Origin of the sequence: Flavobacterium sp. (assembly GCF_043720215.1) — a bacterium.
Lineage (GTDB): Bacteria > Bacteroidota > Bacteroidia > Flavobacteriales > Flavobacteriaceae > Flavobacterium.
Map to the genome: position 1 here is coordinate 1 of NZ_JAYSSZ010000122.1, position 11888 is coordinate 11888.

The window sequence follows — 11888 nt, forward strand, 5'->3', positions numbered from 1 at the left end:
TTTTATACACTGTATTCTATTTGGATTATTATAACAAAATAAGTGGTATTTTTTCGGTCTACTATATTTCATCAGGGCATTTCGGGGTTTCTTTAGTCATTTTAGCGTCTTATTTATTATTTTTCAAATCCTATAATGAATCAATAATTAAAAAAGAAATTTTAATTATTGGGATACTTCTAGGAATTTTTGCCATTTATATTTCAGCAGCAAGAAGTCCACTTTTGGCATTACTAGTAATTTTTTTATATTTTATAATCTTAAAAAATAAATACAAATATATTTATGTATTTATATTTTTGTTATTGTTAGGGATTTTATCTATTTATGTTTGTAAAGAAATTTTGCATCTAGAAAGCGCTTTTATTGTGAGAAACTACTCGGCTCTTTTTGAAGGAAATACTTCAGGTCGGGAGCCTTATTTTACTAGAGCGATTCAAATATTTAAAGACAATCCGTTGCTTGGTGGGCGAATTATGTACGAGGACGGGATGTATCCTCATAATATTATTTTGGAATTACTAATGTCGGGTGGAATATTAATTTTATTTCTTTTCGGATTAATTTTTATTCCTATCCTTAAAAAAATTAAATATTTTTTGAGGTTTTCAGATTCTAAATATTATGTTCTGCCTGTGGTTGGATTATGGTTGCAATATTTAATTCTTGCTCAAACCTCAAATAATATTTATTCTAATCCTGATTTTTGGTACTTTAGCAGCGTTGTAATCGGTATATCAATAAATATTTATAATGAAAAAATTAAAAGTAATGACGGTAGTTGGAACCCGTCCAGAAATAATACGCCTTTCTAGAGTGCTTATGGCTTTGGACGAATCTGAGGCTATTGAGCATATTATTGTACATACAGGTCAAAATTATGATTACGAACTCAATCAAATTTTCTTTGATGATTTAGGACTCAGAAAACCAAATTATTTCCTCGAAGCAGCTGGTAAAACAGCTACCGAAACAGTTGGTAATATTTTAATAAAAATTGATCCTTTATTAGAAGAAATTCAGCCTGATGCTTTTCTGGTTTTAGGAGACACCAATAGCTGTTTGTGTGCCATTCCTGCCAAAAAAAGGCAAATTCCAGTTTTTCATATGGAAGCTGGAAACCGTTGTTTTGATCAACGAGTTCCTGAGGAAACAAATCGTAAAATTGTAGATCATACCTCAGACATCAATTTGACTTATAGCGATATAGCAAGAGAATATCTTTTGCGTGAAGGTTTGCCAGCCGACAGAATTATCAAAACTGGTTCGCCGATGTTTGAAGTATTGCATCATTATTTACCACAAATTGAAAAATCAGATGTTTTAAAACGATTAAACCTGGAAGAAGGTAAATATTTTGTTGTATCTTCTCATAGAGAAGAAAACATCAATTCTGAGAAAAATTTTAGAGGTTTAATGGAAAGTTTGAATCAAATAGCTGAAAAATTTGGATTTCCAATCATTGTTTCTACACATCCACGAACGAGAAATATGATAGACAAAATGCAAATCCAAGTTCGACCTGAAGTACAGTTTTTAAAACCCCTCGGTTTTCACGATTATAATGCATTGCAAATGCGATCCTACGCTGTTTTGTCTGACAGCGGAACCATTTCTGAAGAAAGTTCAACGCTAAATTTTAGAGCCTTAAACATTCGTGATGCTCACGAAAGACCTGAAGCAATGGAAGAAGCCTCAGTAATGATGGTTGGATTGTCACCAGAAAGAATTATGCAAGGTTTACTCCAACTGAAACAGCAAGAAGTTGGAAATAAAAGAAATTTCAGAAGCGTAGTTGATTATTCAATGCCTAATGTCTCTCAGAAAATGGTGAGAATCATTTTGAGCTATACCGATTATGTGAACAGAGTAGTTTGGAGTAAAAACAACTAAGAATGAATGTATTATTTTTGACATTAGTCGAAATAAATTCCATTGATGAAAGAGGAATTTATCAAGATTTACTTAGGAAATTTGTCACTGAAGGTCATAATGTGACTGTCGTTACTCCAGTGGAGAGAAGAAAAAAAGTAGCCACAAATTTGAAGGAAGTAGGTAATGTAAAGTTATTGCAAGTAAAAACACTAAATATACAAAAGACAAATATAATTGAAAAAGGAATAGGTACTTTAGCTATTGAATATCAGTATTTGGTTGCTATAAAAAAGTATTTAAGTGATACAAAATTCGATTTAGTATTGTATTCAACACCGCCAATTACTTTTTATAAAGTAATACATTTTATAAAAAAAAGAGACAAGGCTTTTGCTTATCTGTTGTTGAAAGATATTTTTCCTCAAAATGCGGTGGATATGAAAATGATAAAGACAGGAAGTCTTTTGCATAAAATGTTTGTTAAAAAGGAAAAGCAATTATATCAAATATCCGATGCTATAGGCTGTATGTCGAAAGCTAATGTAGATTTTGTATTGCAACACAATCCAGAAATAAAAACTGAAAAAGTAGAAGTAAATCCAAATTCGATAGAGCCTAATTTTATAGATTATTCTGATAATGAAAAAAATGCTATTAGAGCAAAATACAATATACCGTTTGATAAAAAAATTTTGGTCTATGGTGGAAATCTAGGGAAGCCTCAAGGATTAGATTTTTTATTAGAAACGATTGAAATAATTGCTATTGAAAATATTTTTTATTTAATTGTTGGAAACGGAACAGAATTTGATAAAATCGAAAAGTGGTTTTCAAACCATAATCCTAAAAATGCTAAATTGATTCAATCACTTCCAAAAAAGGATTATGATTTATTATTAGGCGCTTGCGACATAGGACTTATTTTTTTGCATAAAGATTTTAGTATTCCTAATTTTCCATCACGATTGCTTTCGTATCTTGAAATGAAAATGCCTGTAATTGCTGCAACGGATGTAAATTCAGATATTGGTAAGGTGATTGAAGAAGCCAATTGTGGAGTTTGGGTTGTAACAGGTGAAATTGGAAAAATGAAAGAAGCAATTAAAAAATGTTTGGATAATATTGAAGTTATGGGAGAGCAAGCAAAAAACTTACTAAAAAAAGACTATATGGTAGATGTTTCCTATCAAAAAATAAGTAACAGATTAAAATAATGTATACATTTTTCTTGAAACGAGGATTAGATGTTTTAATAACACTGATTGCACTTGTGTTATTTTTTCCAATATTTATAATCATTATTGTAGCTTTGTTTTTTGCTAATGATGGCAAACCTTTCTTTTATCAGCTTCGACCAGGGAAAAACGGCAAGATTTTCAAGATTATTAAGTTCAAGACCATGAGCGAAGCAAAAGATGCAAATGGGAATTTGCTTTCCGATGGGGAAAGGTTAACAAAAATTGGAAATTTTGTTCGTAAAACATCATTAGACGAAATTCCACAATTACTAAATGTTTTAAAAGGGGATATGAGTCTTATAGGGCCAAGACCTTTATTGACGCAATATTTGCATTTGTATAACGACTTTCAAAATAGAAGACACGAAGTAAAACCAGGAATAACAGGTTGGGCACAAGTAAATGGTCGAAATGCCATTTCTTGGGACAAAAAATTTGAATTGGATGTTTGGTATGTAGATCATTGCTCGTTTTTTGTAGATATAAAAATATTATTTAAAACAGTTTTGAAAGTAGTAAAAAAAGAAGGAATAAATGCTCAAAATACGGCTACTATGGAGCCATTTGAAGGGCAATACTAAACTAAATTGATGAAAAAAATTGCAATTATTGGAGCTGGAGGTTTTGGAAGAGAAGTGAAAATGCTAATCGATCAGATTAATGCTGTCGAAAATAAGTATGAATTCATGGGATATTATGATGATGGTATACAAGTCGAAGAAATAATAAATGGTTTTCCAGTATTAGGTAAAATTGCTGATTTGGATCTAGTTGACTACGATTTACATATTGCTATTGCTGTTGGAAATCCATTGTATAAAAAAAACATAGTAAGACAAATTGTAAATTCAAATATTGTCTTTCCTACATTAATTCATCCTTCAGTCTTAATTGGAAATGATGATTTTTTAATTGGGATGGGCTCAATTATTTGTGCTGGTAGCATTATTACTTGTAATATTTCTATAAATAATTTTGTAATAATAAATTTAGCCTGTACCATCGGGCATGACACTGTTATCAATAATTATGTTTCTATTATGCCAGGTGTAAATGTGTCTGGCGAAGTAATTCTTTGCGAAGGAGTTTATATTGGAACTGGTGCAAAAATAATTAATCAAGTAGAAATTGGAAAAAACGCTGTAATTGGATCTGGAGCTGTGGTTTCAAAATCAATTCCCGAAAATTGTACAGCTGTTGGAATTCCAGCTAAACCAATAAAATTTCATTAAAAATGAGTAATAATTCAAAAATATGGCTTTCTTCACCACACATGGGAGGAAGCGAACAAAGTTTTGTAAATGAAGCCTTCGATACAAATTGGGTAGCGCCATTAGGACCAAACGTAACTGGTTTCGAACAAGATTTAGAACAATACATAGGTCAAAATTCTCATGTTGCTGCGTTAAGCTCAGGAACAGCGGCTTTGCATTTAGGCCTGATTTTATTAGGTGTTAAAGCTGGAGATGAAGTTATTTGTCAGAGTATGACGTTCTCAGCATCGGCAAATCCTATTATGTATTTGGGAGCAACTCCAGTATTTATAGATAGTGAATTAGAGACATGGAATATGTGTCCAATAGCTTTAGAAGAAGCAATTGTCGACAGAATTACTAAAGGAAATAAGCCAAAAGCAATTATAGCTGTTCATTTGTACGGAATGCCATATAAAGTGGAGGAAATACAAGCAATAGCTAACAAATATCAAATTCCTGTTTTAGAAGATAGTGCGGAAGCATTAGGGAGTTCTTATAAAGCACAGAAGTGTGGAACTTTTGGAGAAATTAGAGTTTTATCATTTAATGGCAATAAAATCATCACTACCTCAGGAGGAGGAGCAATGGTTACAAATAATGTAAAAACCAAAGAAAAAGCGGTTTTTTTAGCCACACAAGCAAGAGATAACGCACCTCATTACCAGCATAGTGAAGTTGGGTACAACTATAGAATGAGTAATATTTGCGCAGGAATTGGTCGAGGACAAATGCAAGTTTTAGATAAACATGTTGGTTTTAGGAGAAAAATGCATCAACTGTATGTAGATACTTTTGCTGGAATCGATGGTGTTACGGTTTTAACAGAGCCAAATTCTGATTATTTTTCAAATCATTGGCTAAGTGCAATTGTTGTAAATGCGTTAAAAACTAATGGAAAAACTCGAGAGGATTTACGACTAGCTTTAGAAAGAGTTAATATAGAAAGTCGTCCTTTATGGAAACCGATGCATTTGCAGCCAATTTTTGAATCTTATCCTTATTATGGAAATAAAATTGCTGAAGAATTATTTGAAAACGGATTGTGTTTACCATCGGGTTCAAATTTAACACAAGAAGAAAAAAATAGAATAATTGCTGAAATTCAACAATTTTTTTATTAATTTGCAACACTTTTTGGAAGGCAAAAACTTGAAGTAAATAGATAGTTTGAATGGTATTTTTGTCTAAAATTCATAAAGGAATAATGTGTTTTAAAGTAAAATTACTTTGGAAATAGAAGAAAAAGCAAAAATAAGATCTGTTTTAAGGCAGGTTCTAATGTATAGTTCAAAATCAAATTTTAGTATTAAAAACTTAGGTTATTTGCCTAGGTGGGTTATATTATGTATTGATGTTGTTGCTATTTTTATTTCGGGAGCCTTAACTTATTTCTTGTTTAAAGGAATTGGGTTAAACTATTATAAAGCTCACAATGAAGGATATAAAATCGCTTTATTCTTTATTACTAATGTATTCTTTTTCTGGTGGTTTAAGACGTATTCAGGTATAATTAGACATTCTTCGTTTATTGATGCCATTAAGATTGTTTTTTCCCAAGTTTCTACATTTATTGTTTTAGTAGTTGTTAATTTTACTTTTTCGTTATATTATCATGATAATCTGTTTGTTACAACAGCATTGCTTATAAATATAATATTTTCATTTTGTTTTTTGTTTTTGTATAGAGTATTGGTAAAACAATTTTTTGAAGCTTATTTAAAAGGAATTCAAAACGAAAAACTAGTTAGAGCCATTGTTTACGGATCAGATGCTAATGCAATTTCAGTTTCAAATGCGTTAATTTCCGAAATACCAATGCGATTTAAGTTGCTAGGTTTTATAGATAAACACAATTCAAATACATCAAAAAGAATTCTTGATTTACCTATTTTAAATAAGAAAAAGAAAATTTCAGTATTAATGCGTTCTATGAATGCAGAAGCTTTAATTATTGCTGACAAAGGACTGTCAAAAGAAGAACAAATCGCTATTGTTGATGAGTGTTTAGAATTTAATTTAAAAGTATATACTGTTCCGTTGATATCAGATTGGGAAAATCAAAAAGAGATATCTAAAAAAATAAAGAGTTTTCAAATTGAAGATTTATTGGAGCGAAAACCAATCGTTTTAGATAATAAATTAATTTCATCTCAAATAAAAGGAAAAACTATTTTAATTACTGGAGCTGCTGGATCTATAGGAAGTGAAATCGTAAGACAAATAATAGATTTTAATCCAGAAATTTTAATAATTTTAGATCAAGCAGAAACGCCTTTGCATGATTTAACTTTAGAAATTCAAAAACTAAATTCAAAAACTGAATTAGTTTCAGTTATTGCGGATATAAGAGATTTAGTTCGCTTAGAGCGAGTTTTCGAACTATACGAGCCAAGTTTAGTATACCATGCAGCAGCCTACAAACATGTGCCACTTATGGAAGAAAATCCATCGCAAGCCATATTTGTGAATGTGATGGGAACAAAAAATTTAGCAGATTTATCACTAAAATATAATGTTGAGAAATTTGTTATGGTTTCTACAGATAAAGCAGTAAACCCAAGTAATGTAATGGGAGCGAGTAAGCGAATTGCTGAAAAGTATGTACAATCTTTATATTTTGATAAAAAAAATAATGGTAACCGCACAACAAAATTCATAACTACTCGTTTTGGGAATGTATTGGGTTCGAACGGATCAGTAGTTCCTTTGTTTTCAAAGCAAATTGCTGAGGGAGGACCAATAACAATTACACATCAAGATATTATTCGATATTTTATGACCATTCCGGAAGCTTGTCAGTTAGTACTTGAAGCTGGTGCAATGGGAAAAGGGGGAGAAATTTATATTTTTGATATGGGCAAACCAGTAAAAATATATGATTTAGCAACTAAAATGATTCGGCTAGCTGGATTTACACCTGAGAAGGATATAAAAATAAAAATAGTTGGATTGCGTCCTGGAGAAAAATTATATGAAGAGTTATTAAATGACACTTGTAAAACATTACCAACACATCACGATAAAATTATGGTAGCGCAAGAAGAAATAGATGATTATAATGAAGTTAAAACTGCTATTTTTGATATCGTTGCCGTTTCAAACGGGTACGATAATAATTTAATAGTAACTAAGATGAAAATGCTAATACCAGAATATAAAAGTATGAACTCTACTTTCGAAATTTTAGATAATTAAATAAAAATCAGTGTTTAAATACTTCTAACAAAAAAAGGTGCTTTAAACAGAAAATAAAAAAAATGAAGAACAGAAATTTAATATTATATTTTTTATTAGGACTAAACTTATTATTAATAACGGCTTGTGCCAATAAAAGACAAATCGCATATTACCAAAACCTAGATCAGATTGCTAATCAAGAAAATGCAAATGGTTTCGAGTCTAAAATTCAACCAGATGATTTGTTAATGATTGTTGTTTCGGCACCAGACCCTGAAGCTGCTGCGCCATTTAATCTTGAAATCATTTCGGTGCCCACAGCTATTGGACAAACAACACAAGGGCAAAGACAACAGCAATTATATTTGGTAGATGCAAACGGGCTTATTCAGTTTCCCGTTTTAGGAGAAATAAAAACAGGAGGGCAAACAAAATCGGAAGTTATCAATGTTATTAAAGGCAAACTTAAAAAATATATTAATGACGCTATTGTCAATATGCGTATTGTGAATTTTAAAGTTACCGTTCAAGGGGAGGTGGCAAAACCAGGAATTTTTACTATTGCTAGTGAACGTATTACCTTACCAGAAGCCTTAAGTTTAGCAGGTGATTTAACTATTTACGGAAAGAGAAATAATATTATCTTGGTTAGAGAAGTAAACAATAAAAAAACATTTAATAGAATAGATATTACCAAAGCTGATTTTATCAATTCGCCTTATTATTACTTGTCTCAAAATGATTTACTTTATGTCGAGCCCAATAAAGCCAAATCAAACACTTCAACTGGACTTACCCAAAACGGTCCCATTTGGATTGCAATTGCCTCATTAATATCTTCAGTGGTACTATCAATATTTATAATTAATAAAAACTAAGTTTACTCATGTTAAACAATTCTATAGCTGATTTGGCCGAGGATAATTCTGCGGGTATAAGAGAGCAAATTTTAAAGTACTTGAGCCATTGGAGATGGTTCTTGTTTAGTGTTTTTCTCTTTTTATTTCTTGCTAAATTATACTTGCGATATTCAATCCCAGAATATAAATCGCAAACCACTTTATTAATTAAGAGAGATGATTCAGGGGGTATATCTTCCGAACTTGCTGCTTTTCAGGATTTGTCAATGTTTTCTGGCGCAAAAAGAGATCTTGACGACGAAATAGAGGTTTTGAAATCTAGATCTCTTGTCGAAAAAACAATCAAAGAAGGAAACTTTAATATTTCTTATGTTTTAGAAGGGCGTATAAAATCTTCAGAATCGTATGTAGACAATCCGGTTGAATTTAATTTTATTGAAAAATCAAAAGATTTTTTTACAATAGACACTACAATGTTAGTTAAGAAGATTAATGAAAAGCAATTTGAATTGTTTGCCCAAAATGACAGTTTGATTGGAAAATATAATTTTGGACAAATAATAAAATCTAATCGATTAGGGAATTATTTTGTAAATAATAATAAATCAAAAGAAGGGCATTTCAAGATAATAGTAAACCTTCAGTCAATAAAACATGCTATTGATAATTATAAAGGAGGGCTATATATAAGTCCAATTACAAAACAGACAAATGTTTTAGAAATATCGTATGTAAATAAGGTTAAGGAAAAATCAGAAGATTTCCTAAATAAATTAGTCGAAATTTATAATAGAGATGCCATTTTAGATAAAAATTTGATTTCTGAAAAAACAGCTCAGTTTATAAACGACAGGTTGGGAATAATTACAAGTGAACTAGATGGCGTAGAAAAAGACGTAGAAAAGTATAAAAGAAAAAATAATATTACTGATCTTCCTACTGAAGCCGAATTGTATCTTAAAAATTCTAGTGAATCAAACAAAGAAGAAGTTATTGTAGGCACACAGCTTAAAGTTGTTGGTATCATGATCGATTTCATGAAAAACAACAAGCATGACGACATTATACCTGCAAATATTGTTCCTGATGATAATAATTCATCGGCACTGATTGCAGAATATAATAATTTGGTAATAGAAAGAAACAGAGTGCTTAAAAGCTCTACTCCAGAAAACCCAGTAGTCATTAGAGTTAATGATAAAATAAATTCTTTAAAATTCGGTATTTCTGAAAGTTTAAATAAACTTAAGTCTTCATTAGTTATAAAAAACAATGCTATTACTAATCAAGGAAATATTGTTGGTGGCCGAATATCTCAAATTCCAAGACAAGAAAGAGAGTTTAGAGGAATTTTTAGGCAGCAACAAATTAAAGAAGAATTGTATTTGTATTTGTTTAAAAAGAGGGAAGAAACAGCCATCACTTTAGCCGCAACAGCGCCCATATCTAAAGTTGTAGATTATGCTTATTCTTCTGATGCGCCTATATCACCTAAAAGAAGTCTAATTTATTTAGTCTCTCTAATATTAGGTTTGCTTATTCCTTTTTCGATAATTTATTTATTAGATTTATTGGATACTAAAGTAAAAAACCGTCATGATTTAGATGCTAATTTGACAATTCCATTTATAGGTGATGTACCTCATTCTGATGATAATAACGAAATCATGCAATCGGGTAGCAGAACCAGCTCGGCAGAAGCGATACGTATTGTTAGAACTAATTTAGAATTTGTTTTAAGTAATTTGGAAGCCAATAACAAAGCCAAAACTATATTTTTAACTTCTACTATACCTAAAGAAGGAAAAACATTTATAGCCATTAATCTTGCGGCAACTATCGCCATTTCAGGAAAAAAAGTATTGCTTATAGGTATGGATATTAGAAATCCTAAACTAGACGAATACGTAAAATTACCATCAAGAGGACTCACGAACTTCTTGTCGACAAAAGATTCAGATATTCATGATTTTATTGTAAATCAAAAAGGTTATGAAAATTTCGATATTCTTCCAGCAGGAGTAATTCCGCCAAATCCAGCAGAGTTATTAATGAGTAAAAAAGTTGAGGCAATGTTCGAACAATTAAAATCAGAATACGATTATATAGTTGTAGATACTGCTCCAGTAAGCTTAGTTACAGATACCTTATTAATATCTAAAAATGCTGATGCTTTTGTATATGTTGTTCGTGCTAATTATTTAGAAAAAGAATACTTAAAAACACCAGAAACATTATATAGAGAGAATAAATTACCTAACATGTGTGTCTTGCTAAATGATACAGTCACAAAAAGTGGTCACGGTTACGGTTACGGTTACGGACAAGAAGTAGTTAAGGAACCATGGTACAAAAAAATAGTTACTTTTTCTTTCTTCGGATAAATAAAAAATGAGGCAATTGCCTCATTTTTTATTTAAAAAACTGATTGTTTTTAATTGCTTCTTTCAAAGGTTGTAAATCTTTTAGTAAAACTTTAGCATCAAAAGACTCAATGTGTTTTTTGTGATGCACATCAGAACCTACAAAATCAAACATGCCTTTATTAAGTAGTTTTTTTGCTGCTTCTGTGACATCTTTACCATAATAACCAACAGTCGAGAGTAAATTTAACTGAAATAAACAACCTGCATTTTTTAATTTTAAGTATTGGTCAAAATCATTATGATAAAAAGCATAACGTTCAGGATGTGCTAAAACAGGTTTGTATCCCGCAACTTGCAAATCGAAAATAATATCGTATAGTTGTATAGGAGGATTCAAATACGACATTTCAACAAGTACATAATTGTCTTTTAGAGTCAAAATTTCACCTTTTTGAAACAAAGAAACAAAATGATCATCCATTAAATACTCAGCCGCAGCTGATATAGGTAAATTTATATTTTTATCTTTTAAATTAGAAATTGTTTGAGTTTCAAGAGTTTCAATTTTATCTTTAGTATTGTCCCAAAAACCACTAAAAATATGTGGAGTAGTAATAAATTTTGAAACGCCCATATTTTTTAATTCATTAATTAAAAAAACAGAATCATCAATAGTCTGTGCTCCGTCATCAATGCCAGGCAATAAATGCGAATGTATATCAATGTGACCATCAGGGATTAAATCCTTGAGTATGGCTTTATTTTTATTAAAAAAAAGCATTGTAGATTTGGTTTATGTTTCGATTGCAAAAGTAGTTATAATTGCAATAATTAATATTGAATTAGGCTTAAAATATTTATATTTGTAAACTAGAGTTTGTTATAAAAGAAATTGATTTAGATGATAAAAGAAGAAGAAACGGCAGAAGATTGGGATCTAATTATAAAAGGCTCAACTTCACTTTTTGATATAAATTTTAAAGATATTTGGCGTTACCGTGATTTATTATTCTTATTTGTAAAAAGAGATTTTGTAAGTTTTTATAAGCAAACTATTTTAGGACCACTGTGGTTTTTTATACAACCTATAATGACAACCATAGTTTTTACGTTTGT

At 30.5% G+C, this 11888-nt stretch carries 10 protein-coding genes and 1 pseudogene; 10 read left to right on the plus strand and 1 reads right to left on the minus strand.

Going from position 1 to position 11888, the window contains the following annotated elements; translation table 11 throughout:
* From ACHZC3_RS05820 to ACHZC3_RS05860, 9 genes are all read left to right on the plus strand, one after another.
* On the plus strand, positions 1 to 815 hold an 815-nt coding region (locus tag ACHZC3_RS05820; RefSeq protein WP_394758938.1), incomplete at its 5' end, for an O-antigen ligase family protein.
* Entirely contained in the window at positions 754 to 1893 is a 1140-nt protein-coding gene (wecB, locus tag ACHZC3_RS05825) for a non-hydrolyzing UDP-N-acetylglucosamine 2-epimerase (protein ID WP_394758939.1), read from the plus strand. The genes ACHZC3_RS05820 and wecB, both read left to right, overlap by 62 nt.
* 2 nt (positions 1894 to 1895) lie before the next feature.
* On the plus strand, positions 1896 to 3089 hold the full coding sequence (locus ACHZC3_RS05830) for a glycosyltransferase family 4 protein (protein ID WP_394758940.1): 1194 nt from the start codon (positions 1896 to 1898) through the stop codon (positions 3087 to 3089).
* Entirely contained in the window at positions 3089 to 3694 is a 606-nt protein-coding gene (locus ACHZC3_RS05835) for a sugar transferase (RefSeq protein ID WP_394758941.1), read from the plus strand. Before ACHZC3_RS05830 ends, ACHZC3_RS05835 begins: the two co-directional genes overlap by 1 nt.
* A gap of 9 nt (positions 3695 to 3703) precedes the next feature.
* The gene (locus ACHZC3_RS05840) at positions 3704 to 4345 is read left to right on the plus strand and encodes an acetyltransferase (protein ID WP_394758942.1); all 642 of its coding nucleotides are present in this window, start codon (positions 3704 to 3706) and stop codon (positions 4343 to 4345) included.
* A gap of 2 nt (positions 4346 to 4347) precedes the next feature.
* Positions 4348 to 5490, plus strand: a complete 1143-nt coding sequence (locus ACHZC3_RS05845; protein WP_394758943.1) for a DegT/DnrJ/EryC1/StrS family aminotransferase — start codon at positions 4348 to 4350, stop codon at positions 5488 to 5490.
* A 106-nt stretch (positions 5491 to 5596) separates the two neighbouring features.
* Positions 5597 to 7564 (plus strand): polysaccharide biosynthesis protein, encoded by a 1968-nt coding sequence (locus tag ACHZC3_RS05850; RefSeq protein WP_394758944.1) that lies wholly within the window; start codon positions 5597 to 5599, stop codon positions 7562 to 7564.
* 62 nt (positions 7565 to 7626) lie between these two features.
* Positions 7627 to 8424, plus strand: a complete 798-nt coding sequence (locus tag ACHZC3_RS05855) for a polysaccharide biosynthesis/export family protein (RefSeq protein WP_394758945.1) — start codon at positions 7627 to 7629, stop codon at positions 8422 to 8424.
* Between the two features lie 8 nt (positions 8425 to 8432).
* Positions 8433 to 10790, plus strand: coding sequence for a GumC family protein (locus tag ACHZC3_RS05860; RefSeq protein WP_394758946.1), 2358 nt, complete (start codon positions 8433 to 8435; stop codon positions 10788 to 10790).
* A 28-nt stretch (positions 10791 to 10818) separates the two neighbouring features.
* Here ACHZC3_RS05860 and ACHZC3_RS05865 read toward each other — a convergent pair whose 3' ends face one another.
* Positions 10819 to 11553, minus strand: a complete 735-nt coding sequence (locus tag ACHZC3_RS05865) for a tyrosine-protein phosphatase (RefSeq protein WP_394758947.1) — start codon at positions 11551 to 11553, stop codon at positions 10819 to 10821.
* Between the two features lie 120 nt (positions 11554 to 11673).
* On the opposite strand from ACHZC3_RS05865, the pseudogene ACHZC3_RS05870 reads away from it, so the two are divergent.
* A pseudogene (locus ACHZC3_RS05870) lies at positions 11674 to 11888 on the plus strand (ABC transporter permease); the annotation flags it as partial.